Source organism: Lysinibacillus sp. KCTC 33748 (genome assembly GCF_002237755.1).
In the GTDB taxonomy this organism is placed as follows: domain Bacteria; phylum Bacillota; class Bacilli; order Bacillales_A; family Planococcaceae; genus Lysinibacillus.
Window position 1 is genome coordinate 59,100 of sequence record NZ_MWSJ01000021.1, and the last position, 25,353, is coordinate 84,452.

23 protein-coding genes, 1 pseudogene and 1 other annotated feature are annotated in these 25,353 nt (G+C 36.8%); of the genes and pseudogenes, 20 read left to right on the forward strand and 4 right to left on the reverse strand.

The window, feature by feature from the left end:
- Positions 1 to 7: 7 nt before the first annotated feature.
- The 13 genes from B1B04_RS19910 to B1B04_RS19980 all read left to right on the forward strand — a co-directional run bounded on the left by B1B04_RS19910 (position 8) and on the right by B1B04_RS19980 (position 18,955).
- The gene (locus B1B04_RS19910; RefSeq protein ID WP_079563119.1) at positions 8 to 2,911 is read left to right on the forward strand and encodes a VWA domain-containing protein; all 2,904 of its coding nucleotides are present in this window, start codon (positions 8 to 10) and stop codon (positions 2,909 to 2,911) included.
- Between the two features lie 361 nt (positions 2,912 to 3,272).
- Positions 3,273 to 3,806 carry a hypothetical protein gene (locus B1B04_RS19915; RefSeq protein WP_079563120.1) on the forward strand — a complete coding sequence of 178 codons (534 nt, stop codon included), beginning with the start codon at positions 3,273 to 3,275 and terminating at the stop codon, positions 3,804 to 3,806.
- Positions 3,807 to 4,330: 524 nt separating this feature from the next.
- Positions 4,331 to 5,695, forward strand: a complete 1,365-nt coding sequence (gene hemA, locus B1B04_RS19925) for a glutamyl-tRNA reductase (RefSeq protein WP_079563122.1) — start codon at positions 4,331 to 4,333, stop codon at positions 5,693 to 5,695.
- A 538-nt stretch (positions 5,696 to 6,233) separates the two neighbouring features.
- A complete protein-coding gene (locus B1B04_RS19930; RefSeq protein ID WP_079563123.1) occupies positions 6,234 to 7,061 on the forward strand; it encodes a cytochrome C assembly family protein in 828 nt (275 codons plus the stop codon).
- Between the two features lie 18 nt (positions 7,062 to 7,079).
- Complete coding sequence (gene hemC, locus B1B04_RS19935) at positions 7,080 to 8,012, forward strand: hydroxymethylbilane synthase (protein ID WP_079563124.1); 933 nt, start codon at positions 7,080 to 7,082, stop codon at positions 8,010 to 8,012.
- The gene (locus tag B1B04_RS19940; RefSeq protein ID WP_079563125.1) at positions 8,002 to 8,766 is read left to right on the forward strand and encodes a uroporphyrinogen-III synthase; all 765 of its coding nucleotides are present in this window, start codon (positions 8,002 to 8,004) and stop codon (positions 8,764 to 8,766) included. Before hemC ends, B1B04_RS19940 begins: the two co-directional genes overlap by 11 nt.
- A complete protein-coding gene (hemB, locus tag B1B04_RS19945; RefSeq protein WP_079563126.1) occupies positions 8,763 to 9,743 on the forward strand; it encodes a porphobilinogen synthase in 981 nt (326 codons plus the stop codon). Before B1B04_RS19940 ends, hemB begins: the two co-directional genes overlap by 4 nt.
- Positions 9,744 to 11,036, forward strand: a complete 1,293-nt coding sequence (gene hemL, locus B1B04_RS19950; RefSeq protein WP_079563127.1) for a glutamate-1-semialdehyde 2,1-aminomutase — start codon at positions 9,744 to 9,746, stop codon at positions 11,034 to 11,036. It begins immediately after the preceding gene.
- A 431-nt stretch (positions 11,037 to 11,467) separates the two neighbouring features.
- Positions 11,468 to 11,914 carry an SRPBCC family protein gene (locus B1B04_RS19955; protein ID WP_079563128.1) on the forward strand — a complete coding sequence of 149 codons (447 nt, stop codon included), beginning with the start codon at positions 11,468 to 11,470 and terminating at the stop codon, positions 11,912 to 11,914.
- 298 nt (positions 11,915 to 12,212) lie between these two features.
- Positions 12,213 to 12,983: a valyl-tRNA synthetase gene (locus tag B1B04_RS19960; protein ID WP_079563129.1), complete on the forward strand. Its 771-nt coding sequence runs from the start codon at positions 12,213 to 12,215 to the stop codon at positions 12,981 to 12,983.
- Between the two features lie 275 nt (positions 12,984 to 13,258).
- Positions 13,259 to 13,536 (forward strand) — a binding site (T-box leader).
- Between the two features lie 122 nt (positions 13,537 to 13,658).
- A complete protein-coding gene (locus tag B1B04_RS19970; protein WP_079563131.1) occupies positions 13,659 to 16,304 on the forward strand; it encodes a valine--tRNA ligase in 2,646 nt (881 codons plus the stop codon).
- Between the two features lie 108 nt (positions 16,305 to 16,412).
- Positions 16,413 to 17,705, forward strand: coding sequence for a bifunctional folylpolyglutamate synthase/dihydrofolate synthase (locus B1B04_RS19975; RefSeq protein WP_079563132.1), 1,293 nt, complete (start codon positions 16,413 to 16,415; stop codon positions 17,703 to 17,705).
- On the forward strand, positions 17,702 to 18,955 hold the full coding sequence (locus tag B1B04_RS19980; protein WP_079563133.1) for a bifunctional folylpolyglutamate synthase/dihydrofolate synthase: 1,254 nt from the start codon (positions 17,702 to 17,704) through the stop codon (positions 18,953 to 18,955). Before B1B04_RS19975 ends, B1B04_RS19980 begins: the two co-directional genes overlap by 4 nt.
- Positions 18,956 to 19,019: 64 nt before the next feature.
- Here the strand turns inward: B1B04_RS19980 and B1B04_RS19985 are convergent, their stop codons facing one another.
- Positions 19,020 to 19,436, reverse strand: coding sequence for an SRPBCC domain-containing protein (locus B1B04_RS19985; protein ID WP_079563134.1), 417 nt, complete (start codon positions 19,434 to 19,436; stop codon positions 19,020 to 19,022).
- Positions 19,437 to 19,762: 326 nt separating this feature from the next.
- Here B1B04_RS19985 and B1B04_RS19990 point away from each other — a divergent pair, with 326 nt between their 5' ends.
- The 3 genes and pseudogenes from B1B04_RS19990 to B1B04_RS20000 form a co-directional block, all read left to right on the forward strand.
- On the forward strand, positions 19,763 to 20,407 hold the full coding sequence (locus tag B1B04_RS19990; protein WP_079563135.1) for a hypothetical protein: 645 nt from the start codon (positions 19,763 to 19,765) through the stop codon (positions 20,405 to 20,407).
- 99 nt (positions 20,408 to 20,506) lie between these two features.
- Positions 20,507 to 21,100 carry a Maf family protein gene (locus B1B04_RS19995; protein ID WP_079563136.1) on the forward strand — a complete coding sequence of 198 codons (594 nt, stop codon included), beginning with the start codon at positions 20,507 to 20,509 and terminating at the stop codon, positions 21,098 to 21,100.
- A gap of 34 nt (positions 21,101 to 21,134) precedes the next feature.
- Positions 21,135 to 21,512, forward strand: a pseudogene (locus B1B04_RS20000) (UPF0758 domain-containing protein); the annotation flags it as partial.
- Between the two features lie 42 nt (positions 21,513 to 21,554).
- On the opposite strand, the gene B1B04_RS20005 reads toward B1B04_RS20000, so the two are convergent.
- The 3 genes from B1B04_RS20005 to B1B04_RS20015 all read right to left on the reverse strand — a co-directional run bounded on the left by B1B04_RS20005 (position 21,555) and on the right by B1B04_RS20015 (position 24,143).
- Positions 21,555 to 22,985, reverse strand: a complete 1,431-nt coding sequence (locus tag B1B04_RS20005) for a recombinase family protein (RefSeq protein ID WP_079563137.1) — start codon at positions 22,983 to 22,985, stop codon at positions 21,555 to 21,557.
- A gap of 112 nt (positions 22,986 to 23,097) precedes the next feature.
- A complete protein-coding gene (locus tag B1B04_RS20010; RefSeq protein ID WP_079563138.1) occupies positions 23,098 to 23,430 on the reverse strand; it encodes a hypothetical protein in 333 nt (110 codons plus the stop codon).
- A gap of 77 nt (positions 23,431 to 23,507) precedes the next feature.
- Positions 23,508 to 24,143 carry a LexA family protein gene (locus B1B04_RS20015; protein WP_079563139.1) on the reverse strand — a complete coding sequence of 212 codons (636 nt, stop codon included), beginning with the start codon at positions 24,141 to 24,143 and terminating at the stop codon, positions 23,508 to 23,510.
- A 186-nt stretch (positions 24,144 to 24,329) separates the two neighbouring features.
- Between B1B04_RS20015 and B1B04_RS20020 the strand changes: the two genes are divergently transcribed.
- The 4 genes from B1B04_RS20020 to B1B04_RS20025 form a co-directional block, all read left to right on the forward strand.
- Positions 24,330 to 24,557 carry a helix-turn-helix domain-containing protein gene (locus B1B04_RS20020; protein ID WP_240518353.1) on the forward strand — a complete coding sequence of 76 codons (228 nt, stop codon included), beginning with the start codon at positions 24,330 to 24,332 and terminating at the stop codon, positions 24,555 to 24,557.
- Between the two features lie 118 nt (positions 24,558 to 24,675).
- The gene (locus B1B04_RS25760; protein ID WP_170939029.1) at positions 24,676 to 24,822 is read left to right on the forward strand and encodes a hypothetical protein; all 147 of its coding nucleotides are present in this window, start codon (positions 24,676 to 24,678) and stop codon (positions 24,820 to 24,822) included.
- Between the two features lie 111 nt (positions 24,823 to 24,933).
- Positions 24,934 to 25,086: a hypothetical protein gene (locus tag B1B04_RS25765; protein WP_170939030.1), complete on the forward strand. Its 153-nt coding sequence runs from the start codon at positions 24,934 to 24,936 to the stop codon at positions 25,084 to 25,086.
- A gap of 24 nt (positions 25,087 to 25,110) precedes the next feature.
- Positions 25,111 to 25,353: hypothetical protein (locus B1B04_RS20025; protein WP_139376991.1), on the forward strand; the 243-nt coding region annotated here is incomplete at its 3' end.

The following is a 25,353-nucleotide window of genomic DNA, read 5'->3' on the forward strand; positions in this document are numbered from 1 at the left end:
GCAATAAATGACGTATGCTAAAAAAGCATTTCTATCCCTGCTATGTATCGTGCTAGTCCTGATGACAGCAACTCCAGCTGTGACTCAGGCTGCTACGACAATTAGGGATGTACCAACTACTAATAGTAAATACAAAGCTATTTCATGGGCAGTCGATAATGATTTATTCACATTGGATAGCGCTAATAATTTTTCACCTAACGCACAGCTAACTGAGCAAGAGCTTGTTGTCTTGTTTGCAAAGCTAGATCGAAACTATGCATTATCATATAACGACAGTGTAGCTTATAACTTCTATAGTGATTTTTATTTACCGTTTAATGGTACCTATACAACAGCCAATCGTTCAAAAGCTGTTACACGTGGACAATTTGCACGTATATATGCTGCATTTAGAGGTTTAGATTTAGATGAGCCTCAGGCGGTTCAATATTTATACACGAACGATATTTCAACAGGAAATACTGGTAAAAAGACATTTGCTGATTTCCAACCTTCTACAAAGCTAACTCGAGGAGATAGTGCTGAATTATTATACCGCAGTGTACAAAACGGCAACTTTGCTGTACTAGGATTAAAACGTACGGCTGCAGGACGTGATAATGACAAAATTACATTACCTCCAGGCTTCATGGGCTCAAGCAATACGGAATTTGAAGAGCCAAAGGATAATAATAACGATTTTACTGGACCGGAATATGTTAATAATGCTCTACAAAGTATTGATGTTGAAAAACCAGATTTAATCGCAAATGACCAAGATTCAACGCTCATTACAGTATCTTTAAAAGCTTGTAATGGTGATCCAATACATGATGATAAATCTTATACATTCCGTGTAACTTCATCATATGGTGCTAAAATCGTTGACACATCAGGTGAAGCTGTTCGAAATGTACAATCAGATGGCTCTACTGTCTCTGCGATTGTTATAGCACCGAAATTAACAAAATCTGTCCGTGATACAATTTCATTTGAGCTTATTAATAACACGGATCCTGGTATGAAATGTCTTGTAGGCGAAAAACTGAATGCACATGTCCGTTACTCACCTCAGCCGGAAATGCGCATTGATTATCAAGTGTATGATCCAGCGAATACGGATGATGAAAATGGAAATGTAACACCTCCATATGTACCGTATGAAAAATTACCAGAGTTCTTTAAAGAAAATATTGTGAACGTCCATTGGATTGATAGAGAAGAAAAGCTATTTAGTATTGGACAACAAACAAATGTAACAAATGCTCTAGGAAATGTTGAAAATATTTATTTACAATATGGTGGCAATGATAAAAAATACCCTGCATTAGGCTATGAAAATGCCATTTTACAATTTGAAAACTATAATATTTCCGTTTGGTTGTTCGAAGAGATTATTGAAAAACGTTTGAAGGATTCAATTAATGATACGATTGAAATTATGTATATGATTTCAGATGATGGGCGTCCAATTTATCGTATTCAAGGGATTGATGATGCGATTGCCTCACAGGTTGAGAATATTAACCCAGTCGGTGCTATTATTCAACTTATGGGCTATATGCCAGATGAAAAAAAACTGACACTCGAGCACTATGATAGTGTCATGAAAATTTATGCTATTTTCACAAGCTTGAGTAACTATGATCGAACAGTATTATTAAAATACCAAGGTGGTAAATTACTAGGTCAAGTAGAAGCCTATAAAAAACGAGTGGAAGCATTAAAGGAAAGCGAAGAAGCGGCATCAAGACCATCTGGTAAAGATCGTTACACTAAAGTAATGGTTACTTTAGTGAGACCAGGTGGAGAAATTATTACTGACTATCAAGGAACAGTAAAAATTAAATTTGATGGTGTTGAGAAAACAGCTTCATTTGTTACAAATACTTCGGATTACTTAAATAATACTGGAAGCCCAGGGACAGCTGTTGCGTACTTTGACTCCGTTATTTATGGGAAATCAAAAGCTGAAGCAACATTAGTAAATAAAATAGATCCTCGTTATGCAACAATATTGAAGGATCTAAAGGATAAAACATTTACGAAGGAAATTTTTACAAATCCTTACTTTAGTAAAAATTCTTGTTCTTTAGCAACAGAAGTCGCTTACGTAGTTGATTACTCTGCTTCGATGAAAGCTTCTGACCAAACAAATTACCGTGGTAAGAAAATGATGGAAGTCATCAATCAAATTAAGGCAAAAAATAATATTGTGATTGAAACAAATACAAAAGCTACTGTTCTTGGAGAGGGAACGACAGACAATGTATTGAAAAAAGATCTATATAAAGCATCGAAAGAGAAAGGTGCCACAGATATTTTTGCAGGTATTGAAATGGCACTGTCTAAATTCTCAAATGACTCAAAAACGTCAAAAGCTATTATTGTCGTGTCAGATGGTAAAACAAGTAAATCTAAGATGACAAAAGTGTTAAACGAAGCGAAAAATAAAGGGGTTAAGGTTTACACTGTAAGTATAGGTAAAAAATCACAAGTCAATGATGCAATTTTAACGCAATTGGCTGCTGAAACGGGTGGTATTTACTACCACGCAATCGATAACTTACAATTACATCAAGTTTTCCAAAAAATTATTGATGCAATTTTATGTAAAACTTCGCCTTCAAGTTGCGTGAATCCTGAAGACATATTTGAAGAAGCGACGGTAACTCTACGCAAAGGCAATATTACAATGAATGCAAGAATCGATGGTAATTGCTCAAATGTTGCAAAGGTTAATGTACGATTCCCTTCTTTAAGTGGAGATGCGCAGTTTGAATTGAATAAGCGTAGTGATAATGTCTACATGCTAACAAAAACAGTGCAAACAATGCAGGACTTCAAAGTTAATAATGAAATTGAATTTATAGCATATGATAAAGACGGTAAAATCATAGCTACAAAAACTACGACAATTACAAATTAATAGATTAATACTCAAAAAAAGCTGAACTAATTCTAACAATTAGTTCAGCTTTTTTTTGAAATATTTATATAGCATTCACCATATCGTGTGGTTGATTTCCGTTCCGACTGGGCGCGTCCGATGAGCCGCTTGGGCCAACAGAATGTTGGTCTCGGAGGCGTTATCACAGGATGTGATGGTTTTAGCCTTCGTTCCACTATTGCTAATCCCCAAGGAGTCGCCCAGTCTCCACTCCAATCAACTTATCCTCATTATATATTTTTTAACAAATTTTTATTCTAACTTTCAGAAATGAACGGTACATTTAATAAATTTATTAAATTCGGCAATACTACAACTAAAGATACTTTGAGGTGAAAAAATGAGCAGAACTGTTTCTTTTTTTTTAGTTTCATTTTGTGTGTTTTTTCTAATAACATTACATGCATCTGCAAAGGATAAACCTAGTCTTTATGAAGAAATATATCCTGAAATAGGATATAAATCGGTAGAAGAAGCAGTGGGTGATTTTGAACAACACTTTAACCAAAAATTAAAGCTACCTCTTAGAGTACCCTCTATAAGCTTTACACATCATTTTGGAAGATTTACCGATTCAAAATATGAAGGCAATGACGCATTTGAAGTGACATTTATAAATGATCAATCATCTGAAAATCATTATAAAATTGACATTCGCCCACTTAAGTATAGATTGCCTATAAGAGAGAAATATGTAATCAAAACATTTGAATTGAAGAATGGGAATGTAGGCACATATATGACAATATCAGGCTTTAATGTGCTTGTTTTTGAGAGAGATAATTTGCAGTATATGCTAAGTGTAGATAAACGAGTCTCAAATAAAGTTACGCCTGAAGCTTTAGTAGACATAGCCAATTCTATTGATTATTAAGTGGAACAAAAATTTTGATGTGACTCGAGAACAATAGTATAGAAAAGTAAAAATAGCTTTGTTAAAGATAATTAAACAAAGGCTATTTTTTTATATCTTAAAAAAAATTTCATTTAATTTAGTTCGACTCTATTAGGATGATCCTTTAAAACGTATATCATGTGGATATGTTGATTGTAGTGGAGGCTTGCGACTCCTTCGTGACCAATATCGTGATGGCCCGAGACCCTGCAGCGAAGCGGCTCATCGGACGCCCCCCAGGAAAGCACCAAGCAGGAACGGAAATCAACCACACGTTTTGGTTAATAGCCATTAAAATAATAATTAATTCTGTCCCTTTAGAAAATGTTCTGGAAAACATTAAATTTGAAACAGAACGTATAATTTGTTACACTTAGTTTATAATAATTCTAATGTAGATGACGAATTTCAGTTCTTCATGACATGTTCACAAATTATTGATGAACTCTTGTCGAACTGTGCTATAATGAGATTTGTTAATTAGAACGTGAGAGGTGTTATTCATGCATACCATCGTAGTAGGCTTGAATTATAAAACGGCGCCAGTTGAGATTCGTGAAAAGTTATCATTCATAGAGAGTGAACTACCACAGGCAATGGAAGCGCTGCAAAAGGAAAAAAGTATATTAGAAAACGTTATTGTTTCGACATGTAACCGTACAGAAATATATGCAGTAGTTGACCAATTGCATACTGGACGTCATTTTGTTAAACAATTTTTAGCAAATTGGTTCGACCTGCCTGCGGAGACATTTTCTTCGTATTTAACAATTCGTGAAGAAGATGAGGCAATCGAGCATTTATTCAAAGTGACAGCTGGTATTGATTCGATGGTACTTGGCGAAACTCAAATTTTAGGACAAGTTAGAAAAAGCTTCTTAAATGGACAAGAGATTGGAACGACAGGAACGGTATACAATCAGCTATTTAAACAAGCAGTGACATTTGCGAAGCGAGCACATAATGAAACGGCTATCGGTGAGAACGCGGTATCTGTCTCTTATGCAGCAGTTGAATTAGCAAAAAAAATATTCGGATCTTTACAACGTAAGCATGTAGCTATTTTAGGTGCAGGAAAAATGGGGGAACTTGCTATTGAGAACCTTTACGGTAGCGGTGTAGGAAAAGTAACCGTAATTAACCGTACGTTCGAAAAAGCAGAAAGCCTAGCAGCTAAATTTGACGGTGAAGCAAAATCCATGAAGGAACTACAATGTTCATTACTGGAAGCGGATATTTTAATTACGTCTACAGGTGCAACAGATTATGTGATTGACTATGAATTGATGCAATTTGTTGAACGTTTGCGTAAAGGTAAACCATTATTTATGGTAGATATTGCGGTTCCACGTGATATTGATCCACGTGTTGGAGATTTACCGAATGTTTTCTTATATGATATAGATGATTTACAAGGCATCGTCGAAGCAAACTTAGTAGAACGTGAACGTGCTGCTGCTGATATTTCTTCGATGATTGGTAAAGAGGTTGTGCAATTTAAAGATTGGGTTGCGACTCTTGGCGTTGTCCCTGTCATCTCGGCTTTACGTAAAAAAGCAAATCATATTCAAGAAGAGACAATGATTAGTATCGAGAATAAAATGCCGGATTTAACGGATCGAGAACGTAAAATTTTAAGCAAGCATACAAAGTCTATTATTAATCAATTGTTAAAAGAACCAATTTTACAAGCTAAAGAAATGGCAAATTCATCAAAAGCAAATGAACAGTTACGTTTATTCCAACAAATTTTCGGTATTGAGGATACTGTGGAAGCTGAAGTTACTGCGATGACAGAACAAGAGCTTGAACGCAAAGAACGCTTACAGTCGTCACAATCTTCCACTGAACCAAAGTATTCTTTCTAACTTCTTTCGGCAAATCTCTTTTGTAGCGAAAGCAAAGCGTCAGCTACAGAAGTCTCCCACCTCTATAGATGGTGAGATGAATGCAGGTTAAAGTTACTTTTCAGCGGGTGTCCAAACTCCGCTGAAACAGAGGAACTCAGGCTAAGACCTTCACATCCTGTGAAAACGCCTGTGTGACCAACTTCGTGTTGGCCTAAAGCCTCCGGCGGATGTCACAGAATCGGAAAGGAGTTCTTAGGGGATGTTAGCCGTTATCGCATCCATGCGATAACGGCTAACTGACCTGCTTCGTGCAGACCTAAGCACAAAGCCGATTCCGGACGCAATTATGCCAAGACATAATTGATAGATGTCTATGTGTTCGCGGTGCAACTTTAGAAAAGTTGTCCTTCGAGCTTTTTCCCGCGAGCAAGATTTTCTACTGATATTAAATGAGGCGTTTTCGTATCTGTATGGTAAACTAAGGATACGAAAACGTTTTTTTTTCTAGGCTAAAGTACACTACTTTAGTACTTTCAATATAAAGAAGGGATGTCTATTGGCTGATTTGACGATGACAAGGCTCTATGAAGTAATGATCGTCTTGTATGCGATCAGTCTAGTATTTTACTTTACTGATTACTTTTATAAGCAAATACGAGCAAGGCGAGTTGCTTTTTGGCTTGTTTCATTCGTATGGGTAATTCAAAGTGCCATTATTTTATTAACTTTTGTGGAAACGAAGCGATTTCCGATCTTATCCTTGTCAGAAGGAATTCTCTTTTATTCCTGGCTGCTCGTGACACTATCTATTATTTTGCACTGTATTGCACGAGTTGATTTACCGGTATTTATTATTAATATACTAGGATTTTTATTCGCTAGTATCTTTACTTTTATGCCGAAACGCCCGACAGGAATAGTAAGCGATACTTTAATTTCGGAATTGCTTTTTATTCATATATCATTTGCCATTTTATCGTACGCAGCGTTTTCTTTAACATTTGTTTTTGCGATATTGTACTTAGTATTATATCGTTTGCTGAAAAAGAAAAAATGGTCACATGTCTGGACAAGGCTGCCATCACTACAGCAGACGAGCAACTGGATGAATGTTTCATTTTACATTGGTATTCCAGTGTTGTCTGTAAGTTTAGTTTTAGGGTTTGAATGGGCACTACTAACGCTAGAGAGTCTTTCGATTTTTGATGCGAAGATTATTGGGTCCTTTATTATTTTAATTTTGTATTGCTTTATATTGTATGCGAATCGTAAAAGTAAGCTGACAGGGACAACTTATGCGTGGGTACATATATACGCTTATCTATTAGTTGTTGTTAACTTCTTTTTAGGAAGCAGTTTATCACGATTCCATTTATGGTATTAGAAGAGAGGTTGGAGACTGTTGAGAAAAATTATTGTAGGTTCTAGGAGAAGTAAGCTAGCTTTAACACAAACAAATTGGTTTATCAATGAGTTAAAAGCAGCTGGTGTACCATTTGAATTTGAAGTGAAAGAAATTGTCACGAAAGGTGACCAAATTTTAGACGTGCAACTATCTAAAGTAGGTGGTAAAGGGCTTTTCGTAAAAGAAATTGAACAAGCGCTTTACGACAAAGAAATTGACTTTGCTGTCCATTCTATGAAGGATATGCCTGCAGTATTGCCTGAAGGATTAGTCATTGGCTGTATTCCACCACGTGAAGATGCGCGTGATGCTTTTATTTCAAAAGGACATGTGAAATTTGCCGACCTTCCAGCAGGAGCTGTTGTTGGGACAAGTTCTCTTCGTCGAAGTGCTCAACTTTTAACTGTCCGTCCAGATATAGAAATTAAATGGATTCGTGGAAATGTAGATACACGCTTAGCTAAACTTGAAACTGAAGAATACGATGCCATTATTTTAGCAGCAGCTGGCCTAAAACGCCTTGGCTGGAGCGATGATGTAGTTACTGAGTTTTTATCTGTTGAGGATTGTCTACCAGCAGTAGCACAAGGATCTCTAGGTATTGAATGCCGTGGAGATGATACAGAACTATTAACGGAATTGGGCAAGTTAACAGATAGCATTACATGGCAAGAAGCACATGCAGAACGTGCTTTCCTAGCGGCTATGGATGGCGGCTGTCAAGTGCCTATCGCAGGATATGCAAAGTCTAACGGGGAAGAAATTACATTAACTGGCCTTGTTGCTGCACCAGATGCTTCAGTTGTTTATAAGGAAACAGTTGTGGGCTCTAATGCGGAAGCAGTTGGGAAAGAGCTTGCTGAGATTTTAACGAAGCAAGGTGCTTTTGAATTAATTCAACGAGTAAAGGCAGAGCAAGATGCAAAATAATTTACCTTTAGAAGGTAAAACTATTATTTTGACAGGTACATCTAAGACGACAACCATAATAGATGACATTACAGCATTAGGTGGTCAAGCAGTAATTGCCCCTTTGATTGAAACTTGCGAGCTGATCGATAAAAACGATGATGTGCAATTAGAGTTTGCACGTCAATTTGAATGGCTCATTTTTACGAGTCAAAACGCGGTAGAAGCTTTTGCCAATAAGATGCATCGCTTTAATATAAGTGCAGCATATTTTCAAGGCAAAGTAGCTTCTATTGGTACTAAAACTACTACAGCCTTAGAAAAGCTAGGATTCCATGTTAGCTTTATGCCTTCTATATTTAGTGCAGATGTATTTGTTCAAGAATTTCCTGATGTGGTAGCAGGGAGCAATCCTACTTGTCTATTTATTCGTGGAGAAAAAGCGAAAAATACATTAAAGGAAGGTCTGCCCTTTACATTGAAGGAATGGACAGTTTATGAAACGATTGAGCGACATGATCAAAAACAATTAATGATTGAATGTATCCGTACGAATAGCGATGTCACAGTGATTTTTGCTAGTCCTTCTGCTGTTGATGTATACGCAAAGGATATAGCTTCGGTAATTGGTTGGGAGGCAGTACATGTAGCAGCAATCGGCCATATTACAGAAGCAGCTATTGTAAATCACGGTGCTATTGTAGATATTATGCCGAGCGTATATACAATGCAAGCAGTCATCGAGGAAATAACGAAAGTAGGAGAAAGAAAATGACAAAATTACAATTTCAAAGACATCGTCGTTTGCGTGCAAATGCTGCTATACGATCAATGGTAAAAGAAACATACTTACACAAAGAGGATTTAATATATCCGATTTTTGTTATGGAAGGCGAAAATATTAAAAATGAAGTCCCTTCTATGCCAGGAGTTTTTCAATTTTCATTAGATAAACTTGAAGCTGAGATTGATGAAGTTGTTGCTTTAGATATTCCTGCTGTTATTTTATTTGGCTTACCTGCAGAAAAAGATGCAGTTGGAACTGGTGCTTTCCATGATCATGGTATTGTGCAAAAAGCAACACGACTTATTAAAGCTCGTTACCCAGAACTATTAGTCATAGCGGATACATGCTTATGTGAATTTACAGATCATGGACATTGTGGCTTAATTGAAGGCGATCAAATTTTAAACGATCCTTCATTAGATGTTTTAGCACGTACAGCAGTATCACAAGCGAAAGCAGGGGCAGATATCATCGCTCCATCTAATATGATGGATGGATTTGTAGCAGCTATTCGTACAGGTCTAGATGAAGCAGGCTTTGAAAATGTTCCGATTATGTCATATGCCGTAAAATATGCATCTAGCTATTATGGTCCATTCCGAGATGCAGCTGATGGTGCACCTCAATTTGGTGATCGCAAATCATACCAAATGGATCCATCGAATCGAATGGAGGCATTCCGTGAAGCGGAATCAGATATTGAAGAAGGTGCAGATTTCTTAATCGTTAAACCAGCTTTAAGTTATTTAGACATTATTCGTGATGTGAAAAATAATTATACATTACCGATTGTTGCATACAACGTTTCTGGTGAATATGCAATGATTAAAGCTGCGGCTATTAATGGCTGGATTGAAGAGAAAAATGTAGTGCTTGAAACGTTACTTAGCATGAAACGTGCAGGCTCAGATTTAATCATTACGTATCATGCTAAAGATGTTGCACGTTGGTTGGAGGAGAAATAAATGACTCGTTCTTATGAAAAATCAAAACAAGCATATGCTGAAGCGATTAACCTAATGCCAGGTGGTGTTAGTAGCCCAGTACGTGCATTCAAATCCGTAAATATGGATCCAATCTTCATGGAATCTGGTCACGGAGCTATTATTAAAGATGTTGATGGCAATGAATATATTGACTATGTATTATCATGGGGACCTCTAATTTTAGGTCATACGCATCCAGAAGTTGTACAAGCAATTGCAGAAACAGCAGCGAAAGGCTCTTCGTTTGGAGCACCAAGTTACACAGAAAATCGATTAGCTAAATTAGTGTTAGATCGACTACCTGGTATGGAAATGATTCGCTTTGTTTCTTCTGGGACAGAGGCTACGATGTCTGCTTTACGCGTAGCTCGTGGTGTTACAGGTCGCGATAAAATTTTAAAATTTGAGGGCTCATATCACGGTCATGGAGATTCCTTGCTAATTAAGGCTGGCTCTGGGGTAGCTACATTAGGCTTACCTGACAGCCCTGGTGTCCCAGCGGATATTGCACGCAATACATTAACAGTAGCGTACAATGACTTAGAAGGGGCAAAACTAGTTTTCGAAAAGTTTGGTTCAGAGCTTGCGGCAGTAATTGTTGAGCCAGTCGCAGGAAATATGGGCGTTGTCCCTCCACAACCAGGCTTCCTACAAGGTTTACGTGAATTAACAAAGGAACATGGAACACTGTTGATTTTTGATGAAGTTATGACAGGCTTCCGTGTTGACTATGGCTGTGCACAAGGTTATTTTGATGTAACACCGGATATTACAACGTTAGGTAAAGTTATTGGTGGTGGACTTCCTGTAGGTGCATTTGCAGGGAAAAAGGAAATTATGGAGCAAGTGGCTCCGGCTGGACCAATCTATCAAGCTGGGACATTGTCAGGGAATCCATTAGCAATGACAGCTGGCTATGAAACATTAACTCGCCTAGATCCTAGCTCTTATGAATACTTCAAAAAGCTAGGAGATCAATTAGAGGCTGGTTTCCGTGAAGCCGCAACGAAATACAATATTCCGCATACTGTAAATCGTGCTGGTTCAATGATAGGTTTCTTCTTTACGAACGAAGATGTTATTGATTTTGATTCAGCAAAAACGTCAGATTTGCAATTATTTGCTGAATACTTCCGTCTAATGGCAGAAGAAGGTATTTTCTTACCTCCATCTCAATTTGAAGGTTTATTTATTTCTACTGCACATACGGAGGAGCATATCTCAAAAACAGTTGATGCTTTCCATAAAGTATTTGCACAATTAGCAAGATAATAGGTTGATACAAAATAGCATGCTAGAAGTATTTTCTGGCATGCTATTTATTGTTGTTTACTAATATAATTTGCCTCTGTCTGTAATGGCTTATATTTTTGCGGTTCATCACCAAAAGTTATGGATGACATTTGTTAAAACGTCTAAGTTGATTGGAGTGGAGATGGGCGACTCCTTGGGGATTAGCGTCACAGATGAGACCCTGCAGCGAAGCGAAGCAGCTCATCGGACGCCCTCAGGAAAGCGCCCGGTCGGAACGGAAATCAACCACTCGTTTTGGTGATGATCCATTTTTACCCGTTAAATGACAATGGATGTATGATCGTTACCGCTTGAAAAATTTTTATTAAAATTATAACTTTCAGCATAGCCAAATTGTGGCCGAAATCGTATATAATAGAGCTATTCGTAAAAGAAAGTAGTGAATTGATATGGCAACTGGCACACATATGGTCGAAGTACCTGTAGGAATTGAAAATGTATGGGACTTCGTCAGTGATATGGAAAAATGGGCAAAGCTTGTCCCAGGTTATAATGCGCATGAAATGATTGATGAAAAACATTCAACATGGACGTTTAAAGGCAATGTTGGTGTTCTGAAAAAAACAGTACAAGTAGAGATTACTATTTTAGAATGGGCAGCGCCTTCTAAAGTAACATTCGAATTAAAAGGAATTTCTGATAACTTTTCAGGAAACGGTTATTTCCTAGCAGAAAGTATTGATGCAGAAAATACAAAAATGACAGGCTTCTTGGAAGTAACAGCAGGAGGATTAGCCGGTCCTGTTTTAAATCCAATCTTTAAGCCAATCGTACCAAAAGCAACACAAATGTTAACAGACCGTGTAGCAAATAAAATTAAATTGGTGAATGTATAATAACGATTCCACCACAAGTAAAAGGCATGCTAGAATACTTCTTCTAGCATGCCTTTTTTAGGCTCGTTATTGTGGGGATTTTTGTTACGGCAGGCGCTTTTCTTAGGGGACGTCCGATGTGCCGCTTCCCTTAGGCACTATACAAAATCCGATCGCATTGTTTCTTTGCACGAGAGTAAAGAGACAGCTACATAATATACACCAAGACGAAATTGATTAATCACCCTATAGCATACTATCCTTCCGAGCTTCATATGATGCAAGAGGAGGGATTATTATCGAACACAAAACTTGGAATATGAGTGAAACTTTTTGTTTTCCTGGTTATGGCTGCCCAACAGAAATAGCAGCTGTACAAATTAAGCCACGGTGGCAGACAACGCAGTTAGAAGACTCTCTACGATTAATGGGTATTTATCATATCACAGCACATGTTCGCTTTGATTTTCAAGACATGCAAGCTTACATGGGTGATGATGAATTAGTACAAATCGATACGCTAGATATTCAAGGAGATACTGGTTATTTTGAATATGCAGTTCCTTTAAATGTAGATTTACCAAAGGATGCAGCTATTGAAGATTTAATGGTAAAGGATATTCGACCTGTTTTGAGGAATCAGATGTGTCAGCTCGAGTGGACGGTTACAAGTGTTTTTAATGAGCCTGAGCTTGCGTTAGAAAAAGCGCACGTTTTTGAAAGTCAGTCTGTCAATGCCTCAGCTCAAATTGAGAAGGGGGACCTTACAAAAGAAACGGCACAAGTAAAACAACCTACAACTGCAGTAGCTTCGAATCAGAAAGAAAAAACTGTAGCTGTAGTAGCTTCAGCACAAGAAGAAAAATCAAAGTTAGTTTCATTCGCAGTTCAAAAGGAAAAGTCTGAAGCAATAGTAGCTTCAGACAAAAAAGAAAAGCCTGCATCAAAAACAATGTTGAGGGAGTCCTCAAGTAATATTGTAGTCCGTGAATCTAGCTCCTGGCATGAAGTGCCATCGATGATCTGGGATTTAACCGAAGACTATACACCGCTAAAGGTTCGTGTTTCAAATGATTTCATTCAAAAGTAAATAGCATATAAGTAAAAGGAGCAATAAGATGATGAAATCCCCAGATGTTGGAATGATGATGACACGTATAAACTGAAAAGCACAAATTGGAACAATTATCGTTTTGCAATAAAAACGAAATTGTCGTAGCCATGGTGGTAAAAAACAAGGATTATACTTACGTCGTCGCATTTGAATTTTCACTTCCTTTTCTAGTAGTGCTTCCTAAAAAATAACTAAATCACTTGAAAAATTGCATGATTTTGGGGTACAATGTGAAAAAGTTGAATATCAATGCAAATGCTATGACAGGGAAGAGTAAATTATTCGTACATTTTAAGAGAGGAAACAGTAGCTGAAAAGTTTCTATTTGTACCTAGTTGAATGTAGCCCTCGAGCAGCTTTAGTGAACTAACAGTAGTTAAAGCCGGTTAAACACCGTTACCGAATTGAGAGCCAGTAGTAAAGGCTTAAGCAAGTAATACATTTTTTTCTGATGAAACGTATGATAGCTTAACGCGCCTCTGCTGGAATTAAAGGTGGTACCGCGAACTTAAACTCCTTCGTCCTTTTTGACGTTAGGAGTTTTTTTATTTTTATTAATCTTCTTGTTAATGTCTTTTTACTGAGACTTAAAAAAGAATGATTGGTACTATCTCACACTAAAAAAATATTAAGTTAACAGGAGGAGTCAAAATGACAGAAAACATTTCAATGCCAACAAAATATGATCCACAGTCCATTGAAGCAGGTCGTTATGAATGGTGGTTACAAGGGAAATTTTTTGAGGCGCAGCCTACAAGTGAAAAGGAGCCTTATTCTATCGTTATTCCACCACCGAATGTAACAGGTAGACTACACCTTGGCCATGCTTGGGATACAACTTTACAAGATATTTTAATTCGTATGAAGCGCATGCAAGGTTATGATGCACTTTGGTTACCAGGAATGGACCATGCAGGTATTGCGACACAAGCAAAAGTAGAAGCAAAACTACGAGAAGAAAATATTACACGTTATGATTTAGGTCGTGAAAAATTCCTCGAAAAAACATGGGAATGGAAAGAAGAATATGCTGGACATATTCGTGATCAATGGGCGAAGCTTGGTCTTGGGTTAGATTACACTCGCGAGCGTTTCACACTTGATGAAGGTCTTTCTGATGCAGTTAAAACTGTTTTCGTTCAATTGTATGAAAAAGGCCTAATCTATCGTGGCGAACGTATTATTAACTGGGATCCTGCTGCAAAAACAGCGTTATCAGATATTGAAGTTATCTATAAAGATGTTCAAGGTGCATTCTATCATATGAAATACCCATTAGCTGATGGCTCAGGATATGTGGAAGTAGCAACTACACGTCCTGAAACAATGCTAGGTGACTCTGGGGTAGCTGTTCACCCGAATGATGAGCGCTATCAACACTTAATCGGTAAAACAGTTATTTTACCAATCGTAGGTCGTGAAATTCCAATCGTAGCAGATGACTACGTAGATTTGGATTTCGGTACTGGAGTTGTAAAAATGACACCAGCACACGATCCTAATGACTTTGAGGTGGGTAACCGCCACAACCTAGAACGCATTCTTGTTATGAATGAAGATGGTACTATGAACGAGCTTGCTGGCAAGTATAACGGTATGGATCGTTTTGAATGTCGTAAGCAAATCGTAGCTGATTTACAAGAAGCTGGCGTGCTTATCCGTATTGAAGAGCATACACATTCAGTAGGGCACTCTGAGCGTTCTGGTGCTGTTGTAGAGCCATATCTTTCTGCACAATGGTTCGTAAAAATGCAACCACTTGCTGATGCTTCACTTACTCTTCAAAAAGATGAAGAAGGGCAAGTAAACTTCGTACCATCTCGTTTTGAAAACACATATTCTCGCTGGATGGAAAACATTCGTGACTGGTGTATCTCTCGTCAATTATGGTGGGGTCATCAAATTCCTGCTTGGTATCACAATGAAACAGGTGAAGTTTACGTAGGCAAAGAAGCACCGGCAGATGCAGAAAATTGGACGCAGGATGAAGACGTATTAGATACATGGTTCTCGTCTGCACTATGGCCATTTTCTACAATGGGTTGGCCAGATGAGACTAACGAAGAATTTAAACGTTACTATCCAACAAGCACACTTGTAACTGGTTATGATATTATTTTCTTCTGGGTTTCTCGCATGATCTTCCAAGGTCTTGAATTTACAGGTCAGCGCCCATTCAAAGATGTATTAATTCACGGTTTAGTACGTGATGGAGAAGGACGCAAGATGAGTAAATCACTTGGCAATGGTGTAGACCCTATGGACGTTATTGATCAGTATGGTGCTGATTCATTACGTTACTTCTTAGCTACTGGATCTTCTCCTGGTCAAGATTTACGCTATACAACTGAAAAAGTAGAGTCAGTATGGAACTTTGCAAATAAAATTTGGAATGCCTCTCGTTTTGCTTTAATGAATATGGAAGGTATGACATATGATGAAATCGACTTAACTGGTGAAAAATCAGTTGCCGACAAATGGATTCTAACTCGCTTAAATGAAACAATTGAACGTGTAACATCTCTTGCAGAACGTTATGAATTTGGTGAAGTTGGGCGTGAGCTGTATAACTTCATTTGGGATGATTTCTGTTCTTGGTATATTGAAATGGCTAAATTACCGTTATATGGTGATGACGAAGCAGCTAAGAAAACGACGCGTTCTATTTTAGCTTACGTTTTAGACCAAACTATGCGTCTATTACATCCATTCATGCCATTCATTACAGAAGAAATCTGGCAGCACTTACCTCATGAAGGTGAATCAATTACAGTGGCAGTATGGCCAACTGTTCGTGCGGATCTTCATTTTGCAGAGGAAGCAGACAATATGAAGCTCCTAATGGATATTATACGTTCAGTACGTAATATTCGTGCGGAAGTAAATACACCAATGAGCAAAAAAGTGCCGCTATATATTTCAGCGAAGGATGCTACAACGGTTACAGTACTAGAAGCCAATAAAGCATATTTAGAAAAATTCTGTAATCCAGAATCACTAACAATTGGAGAAAACTTAGAAGCACCTGGTCAGTCAATGACAGCAGTAGTAACTGGAGCTGAACTATTCCTACCACTTGTTGGACTTATTAATCTAGAAGAAGAAATTGCTCGTCTTGAAAAAGAATTAGAAAAATGGGCAAAAGAAGTGAAGCTTGTGAATGGTAAGTTATCGAATGAAAAATTCGTGTCTAAAGCGCCGGAAGCATTAGTTAATGCGGAGCGTGAGAAATTAGCTGATTACGAAAGTAAACATGCGGTTGTATTAAAACGTTTAGAAGAACTAAAAAATATGTAAGATTGAGACAGCGGATGGCCATCGTCATTCGCTGCTTTTTTCTTTCATTCAAGTGTAAGTTTTTATTATACTAAAATAGAGGTAATGTAGTAAGAGGGAGTGTTTCTTTTGTTTAAAACGATGAAAGAATGTACAGATTTTATTTTTACGTTAAAGGCAGTTGATCATAAACGTGCTCCGCTCGTTTTGATGCGAGAGGTATTAGCTTTTCTTAATAACCCACAGGACAAGCTACGTGTTATCCATTTAGCAGGCTCAAATGGGAAGGGGTCAACAGTGAATGCGCTAAGAGAAATGTTACAACTTACTGGCTACAAAGTAGGCGCCTTTACTTCACCTCATTTAGAGCGTGTTAATGAACGTATGACTATTAATGGTATGCAAATTAATGATGCGCAATTTTTACACTATATGAACAATGTTGCTGAGATTATTGAAACACATTATGAAGGTGAATTTCCGAGCTTTTTTGAAGTGGTAACACTTATTATGTACCAATATTTTGCGGATGAAGAAGTGGATTTTGCGTTGATTGAAACGGGACTTGGTGGACGTTTAGATGCTACGAATGTCGTTACGCCTCTAATTTCAATTATTACAACGATTTCATTAGAACATACTGCGTTTTTAGGAGATACGTTAGCTAAAGTAGCGTTTGAGAAAGCGGGAATTATTAAAGAAAATGTACCTGTTGTAGTGGGCGTTAAAAGTGAGGAGGCACTTTCTGTTATTCGTGAGGTAGCAAATGAGCGTCATGCCCCATGCTTTGTTTTAGGGAAGGATTTTACGGTTGAAAATATTGAACAAGGAACTGATATGCAATATTTTAATTACCGAAAAGCAAATGTGGAGATGGAAGCTATCCCATTAAAAATGGCTGGTCAGCATCAAATAAATAATGCAAGCGTTGCGATTACGGCGATCTTAACTTTAAAAGAGAATGGAGCAATTGATATTTCAGATGCATCAATCCGTCAAGCTTTGGCAAAAGCTCAGTGGGCAGGCCGTTTTGAGCAATTACCAGGTCCTATAATATTAGATGGGGCACATAATTCTGAAGGAACTGCGGCGTTAATTCAAACTCTTAAAACGGTTTATCCGCAACAAAACTATCGATTTATATATGCAGCATTATCGGATAAAGATCATGCGAAAAGTATTGCTTTAATGGATAGTATTGCTACATCAATTGCATTTACACAAATTGAGCTTCCAAATGCTATGCCTGCTGATCAATTAGCTGCATTATCTACAAATACGAATAAAATATATAATGCGAATTGGTGTGAAATGGTTCAAATGATGCTACATCAAAGAAATGATGAGGATGTTATCGTCATTACAGGCTCCTTGTATTTTATAGCTGAAGTTCGACAATGGCTACAGGGGGAACAAAGATGATCCCTAAATGGAATAGCTATAAGGAAAAATGGAATGTTCAGAGTGATGATGTTATTAAACCAGGTCTAACTGCGATTGAAGAAGCTTTGGCACGAGTAGGTAATCCGGAAAATAAATTGCAAGTCGTACATGTAGCAGGGACTAACGGTAAAGGCTCGACACTTACTTTTCTAGAATCAATTGCTAAGGAACATGGCTTACGTGTTGGTAAATTTATGTCTCCTTGGATTTTGGACGTGCATGATCAAATTCAAGTAGAAGGTCAAGCTATTTCAGAAGCTGAAATGGAACTTGTATTCCAACAAATGCAGGTAGCCGGACTTAGTAGCAAACTAACGGATTTTGAACTTTTAACAGTTGCAACATTTTTACATTTTGTTGCTAGTAATGTAGATATCGCCCTTATTGAAGCTGGTATGGGTGGCTTACTTGATAGTACGAATGTGGTCACACCAATTGCCTCTATCATACCGAGTATCGCATTAGAGCATACGAATTTTTTAGGAGATACGATTGAAAGTATTGCCTACCATAAAGCCGGAATTATTAAGCCGTATCATCCAGTTATTATCGGCGATTTACCGTTAGAAGCGAAAAATATAGTCTACCAGGAAGCCAGCAAAAAACATGCATCCGTTTTTGAGCTAAATCATCAGTTTTATGTGGAACAAGAGAAAGATGGAGAGAGCTATGTGCATAATGACAATGGCCTCCGCATTACAAAGCTTACACGCACTATAAAGGGAGCACATCAGGCGAATAATATGGCACTTGCTATTACAGCCTTCTTTGAAGTAGCGACTGCATTGGAGTTACAAGTTAGTAAAGAATCTATTCAAAAAGCTGTGAAAAACGCTACCATTTTAGGACGTTTTGAAGAAATTATGCCTTATATTGTTTTAGACGGTGCGCATAATCCAGCGAGTGCTGAGAAATTAATAGAAACGATTAAGCAGGAGTTCCCAGATGAGCAGATTACTTTTGTAATTGGAATTCTTGCAGATAAGGCTGTAAAAGAGATTTTGCAACTATTTGAGCAAGTAAGTGATTGTTTTTACTTTGTTGATATTGATAATCCCCGTGCGATGGCTGCTCACAACATGCTTGAGCTGTCCAACGCCTCTCATAAGGCAGTTTTAGAAGATTATGTGCAATTTTTAAAACGACAGTCAGCAAGTAAATCGAGGACGATTGTATCGGGTTCATTGTATTTATTAACGGAAGTTCGTAGTAGATTAAAAAACAATTAACATGTAGTTAGTATATTTCCAATATAATCAGGTATTCATAAAAAAATGAGTACCTGATTTTTTTTCATTTGGGTATTCTCTCTTTGAGTTCCGTAAGTACTTTTTGCCAATATTTTTTCATTTCTTCTCTTACATTCTGATTAGAAAGTTTTTCTTGATGGAAGCTAATAGTAGTTTTATTACTTGCACCCGGTATAATACGAACTTGTACGGTTGATGCCTTGTCCCATCCTACCTTTTGCCAAGTTAGACGAAGTTGTTGTAAAGGTTTAACTACGCGTATTTCTCCTGACCCTAATTTCGTAATATAGTTCTGTCCTGGTTCAAGGATAATGAACATACTCTCTCCTAACCATACGTTTAATCCATCTTGTGAAGTAACTAGGTTCCAAGCTTCCTCTTGGGCAATCGGGAACATCCTTCTAACACCTACTTGAAACTCTACTGTTTTTGTTTGTCCAATAATTTTCGGATTATCCACCTTCTTACCTCCATCACTAGTATTTATCTGTAATAATATTATTTCTATTTTTGCTTTCTGTTTCCTTGCGCATCCTCAAATTTTTTTGTTAAACAGTAGAAGACTCCTTTGATAGAGATACAAAAGAGTAATATAAAAAATCCACCTCTTTTTTAGTAAATCTTTTTATACAAAAATATTTATTTTTGCAGTAAAACCTCGAAAATAACTAGTGAATCAAAATGTAGTAAATTCGCATTTACACATCCTTTTGTACATATACTTATATATCAAATTGGTCTTTTCTAAATTTACTTTGATACGTTAAAGAAAGAGGTGATGGTCGAATGAAAATTGTCAGTCAAGTGATGAGAAAACAAATATTTCGGGCGATGATTATTGGAGGAGTAGTAGGACTTTTTGGTGTAGGCATTTTTTTAGGTATTCTTCAAGCGAGCACTCAATTTTCTATAAAAAATGATAGTAATGAGGTAGCTAATAAAAGTAATAATAATACCAAAGGGGAAACCATTACGACAGCGGGAGGAGCAACGAACGGACCCATGCTTTTTGCTAGTCAAGCAGGGGTCTATTCAAATTATGAAAGTGCAAGCGCATTTGTATCTGAACACCCTTCATTAAAAGAAAGTGCCATTGTCGAGGTCGATGGAAAATTTCACATTTGGACAAGTGTGGTAACAGATGAAAGTCAACTTGTTTTCTTAAAAGATCCTGCAACATTTAAAAAAGCATTCACTTTGAGTGGCGACAGTTGTAAGGAGGCAACACTTGCAGAGCTTCCATCTGTGCTAACTGACAAAAATGCAACAAAATTAAATTTTAAGGATAATTCCAAAGATTCTACGCTACCTGCTGATTGGCAATCTATTGGAGCAGCAGCCTCGTCTATTTCAAGCGATACCAGCATCATTCGATTACAAGTTTTGGCCCATTACAAATCGAAAAATGCTTGTCTTCAAGTGAAATTTTAAGCATAAAAGATAGTGAAATAAGCATTATCTTGATTTTTAGAAAATTTTCAAATGCCAAATTCTCCGTTATGATAACTAATAAGGAGGAATGGTCAGACAATGTTTAAAACAAATCACAAGATAGTGCTTGCTTCTGCTTCACCACGACGAAAGGAATTACTTACTATGCTATCCCTTCCGTTTGACATAATAACTAGTGAAGTAGAAGAGACAAGCGTTCAGGCAACTACAATGCAAGATTATGTAAAAGGTGTAGCTCTATTAAAAACACATGATGTGGCAAAAAAAGCGCCAGATGCAACGATTATTGGAGCGGATACGATTGTTGTTTATGATGATGAGCTACTCCATAAACCAAAAAATCGTGAGGAGGCAATTTCTCACTTATTGCGCTTATCAGGGAAGTGTCATGCGGTCATGACAGCTGTTGCCATTATTGAGCCTGACGGTCATGAAACTACATTTGTGGAAGAGACAAATGTTGTCTTTCATCAATTATCGCAGGAGCTCATCGAAGCATATGTAGATTCGGGAGATCCATTTGATAAAGCAGGCGGTTATGGCATTCAAACTGCTGGAACCCTCCTAGTGAAACGAATTGAAGGAGATTATAACAATGTTGTCGGTTTACCACTTGCAGCGTTGTTTACGCAATTGGTAGCACGCAATATTATCCAATTTGCGAAGGAGTGAGGCTTTTTTGACGAATGATGTTTTACAAAGGACGATGATACGAGACGTTCATATAGAAGATCGCCCCCGTGAAAGACTACGTAGACAAGGAGCTATGAGTTTATCGAATCAGGAGCTACTGGCTATTTTACTAAGGACAGGCACTAAAGAAGAGTCTGTCCTTGTACTGGCAAATCGCGTACTAAGCGTTTTTGAGCGTTTACATCATTTGAAACATGCAACAATAGAAGAAATGGTTGCTATTAGAGGGATTGGTGAGGTTAAAGCCATTCAGTTATTAGCGGCAATTGAACTCGGTAGACGTCTCGCGCAGAAACATAGCGATGAAAAATATACGATTCGTTCCCCGCAAGATGCCGCTACCTATTTAATGCCTGATATGACCTCATTGAATCAGGAACATTTCGTCGTAGGAAAGTTGACATAAATACGAAAAAATACTAGCAGATTGAGCCTAATAAAAGCTTATATCTGCTATTCGTATTTTTTGATTTCTGTATCCTCTACCTTTAGAACGTTCTATTATTTCAATTTTAATACTTTCAAAAAATGTTTGTACAAAGGCACGTCTTTCTTCTTGGTTTAAACGAAAATAATTTTCATTAAAAGACTTTGTTATTTCTTTATATCTTTCAATATCTACTGGATGTTGAGGAGCACCTTCAATATTTTTTAATTCATTCTGTAAAGATTCGTAGCGAACTCTAGATTCATCCATACGTAATTTAAATTCATCATCAGTAATCAAATCATTAGCCCAAGCTCGCTGGTATTTCTCTCGTTGATTTTCTATTTGTTTTAATTCATTTTTGATTTCTGACAAATTGTTATCTTCATTATAGTTTTCGTTTTTTGAAGCCATAACTGTAAAATTACTCATATATTCAATTAGTGCTTCATCCATTTTAATTTCTGAAGTACTAAAAGGAGACCTATCACGATGATTTAAAGCACATACTTGGCATCTATAATTATTTCTTACCTCAACGCCTTTATCAGTTTTACGGTTCCAAGTAGTACGTTCAGATGTGCATCGACTCCCGCAATCAGGACAGATTATTTTTGTTTGATAGACAAAGTGACTAGTTACATTGCGACTTTTATAATTCTGACGAGACGAAATTATTTTTTGTAGTTGTTCAAACTCTTCTTTTGTCATAATTCCCTCATGAGTGTTTTCATAAATTGCATCTTTCCAATACATAGATCCGTACAATGCAGGATTGTGTAATAAACTTAATAATGTAGCTATATGCCATTTATAACCACGCTTAGGTTTATACTTAGAGGAATCCATGTATAATGCTAGTTGCCTAAATGACATGCCTTCACGAATTTTTTTAATCATTAATTTTACTGCTTTAATTTCTTCTTTGTTAATTTGCAATTTATCATTTTCATCCTTATAAAAACCGTATGGAGGTTGTGCTAACCATTCACCTTGCCGAGCTTTTTCAACTTGTCCCATCGATACACGTTCGCCTAAATTGGCGCTCTCCCATTCTGCAATGGCAGCAATGATTGTAATAAACATTTTACCCATAGCCGTGGATGTATCATAAAATTCAGTTGCTGATCGAAATGTGCAACTGTATTTTTCTAATTCATCTAAAATTCGATGTAGATCACGTACTGAACGTGTTAACCTGTCCAATCGATAAACTAATAAAACTTTTATATGACCTGCTCTAATATCTTCCATCAACTTTTTTAATTGAGGTCTTTTTGTATCGCGACCAGAAATACCTTCGTCTACATAGAATTTATAATCATGCCAATTCTGGGCTGTACAAAAGGCTTTTAAACGTTCCCGTTGAGCAGAAATAGAATAACCTTCATTTGCTTGCTCTTCTGTGGATACCCTTATATAAATACCTACAGTCATGTGAAATACCTCCAATAATCTAGAACATAGTAAAGCTGATACGGTGTCCAATATTTAAAATCAGCGTCTTATAGGCTTTAGTAAATATTGAAACTTCGTTTCTCTTTAAACTTTATATATCAGCGTGTGCATTTTCCTCTGAATAAAAATAGCTATCGAGTATTTGGTGATGAATGTGAACGATTGGACTATCGGCAAGTGTAAATAAATAGACATTCTCTACATAAGTTTTAAGAAAATCCTCAATTAAATATTTAATTATCACCTGGGGAACCTCGTTGAATAATAAATGAGATACACTTACTCTATTTTGTAGAGAACTGTATACATGTATGACTTTATATTCATCATTAAGAAGATATATTTTTAAAGTGCAATCCCGACCAGCTTTTATAAGTTCTACTGTATCTTTTGATTGTTCAGGTGTTATATCTATTAAATTCATTATTATCACTCCTTATATGAATAAAGAGCAGACGGATGAGTCTGCTCTTATTTCTGTAATGCTTAAACGTTTAAGTATTAATCTAAGTTGACAATATAAGTGACCACTTTACCATGTAGTCTTAAATCTACATCATTCTTACTCATAATGTAATCAGTGAAAGTTGGATCTGTTGAATTTGGTCTAAAAATAAATTTATCACCAACTTCATAAAAAACTTTAACCGAATAATCGTATCCGTTGCTATAAACAACAATATCTCCATTTTTTAGGTCATTCACTGAAACACTTTTTATTGCTATTAACGAATCATGTGGAATGACTTTGTTCATCGATTCACCGTTTACCTTCATAAAGAATACATCCTTATTACCAGCGTATTTACCTAATAATTCGTCTGGTATTGTAATCATTTCAGATTCTTCTACGCTTTCAACGCATATTGGTAGTCCGGCGGATATTTTAATTTCTGGGAAGTAACGATAATCAGTAGACATTTGAGATGGTTCGATTTGTTCCCATCCCATTAAATATGCAGGAGAAACATTCAAAGCTCTTGCTAATGATGGGATAAGTTCTATTGATAAATTTTCAATCTCACTACTCTCATACCTATAAATTGTTGCTCGGTTTTTACCTATTTTCACGCCTAGTTCATCAGCAGACATTTTTAATTGTTTACGTCTACGTTTAATTCTTTCGCCAACACTCATGTAGTTCACCTCTTTTCTTACTCATAGTATACAATTAAAGTCGCGTATATGCAACAAAATACGAAGTGATTTAAGAAAAATTTTCATTTTGTGCGAATTTTATTGTTGACGTGGAATAAAATATCAATTATGATGTAATTAATCGCACCGAATGCGACAGATTGCGTAAAAAAAGGTGGTGAGAAAATGGAAGGGATGGTAAATGTAAATAAGCTTAGAGGTCAAATTGTTGAAAAAGGCTTTAAAGTTGAAACATTGGCGGATGCTATCGGCATGGATAGAAGTACCTTTTATCGCAGATTGAACAATCATGGTGAAACATTCTCGATTAGAGAAGCGAATTTAATCTGCAATCGCCTAGAATTAAATAAAGATGAAGCTATGTCTATTTTTTTTACAAACTTTGTCGCGTGAAGTGCGACAAATGAATTCGTAAATGCGCTGTGATACCGAGCCAATGACGGTATAGTCGTTACTTATAGCTTATATGACGGTAGCAACGTTAATAGATTTATCGGAAGGAGAAAATGTATTGAAAACTATTCCATCAATCGAAACTCAACAACGGATGCATGCTTTCTTTATGAAAACATCAGCACCACGAATCTATAAGGAACTTTTAGAAGCTGAGCGACAAAGAAAGGAGGTTGAGGCAGAAAATGAAAATCAAAGTAGCTGAGTGGTTGGCATTACCGATTGAGAAACGTTTGGCTTTAATCAGCAATGCGATGAATAAAGCTGTATCAGTACGTCAGAAGTAAAACTATCAAACTATTTGGAGGTTGATTGAGTGGGAACAAGAATAATGCCTGCCGAAACAATGCAATGTAAATGCAATGTGTGTAGTAAAGAGTTTCATATAGAAGAAGCTAAATTTTGCATAATATGTGGAACAAAATTGGATTTAAAAAATGCAGCTACTAAAATAGTATCTCATCACTAAATTTCATTTTTTAGGAGGATAAATATGCAAGCAGTATTAATTGTGGAAGGCATGGTTAATTCAATTCAAAAACGAATTGCTGAATACGAGGAAATTTCAAATGATTTAGCATACGATTACATTCAGTCGGATATGCCACTCCCTACGGAAATTAAACAGCGTTATGACAATGTTGGCACTTTGGCAGAAGGGTTACAAGAAGCTGTAGACATCATTAAACGAGGTGACTACATGCGAGAAGATGTTGATTTGTCAGGTGGCAATGTT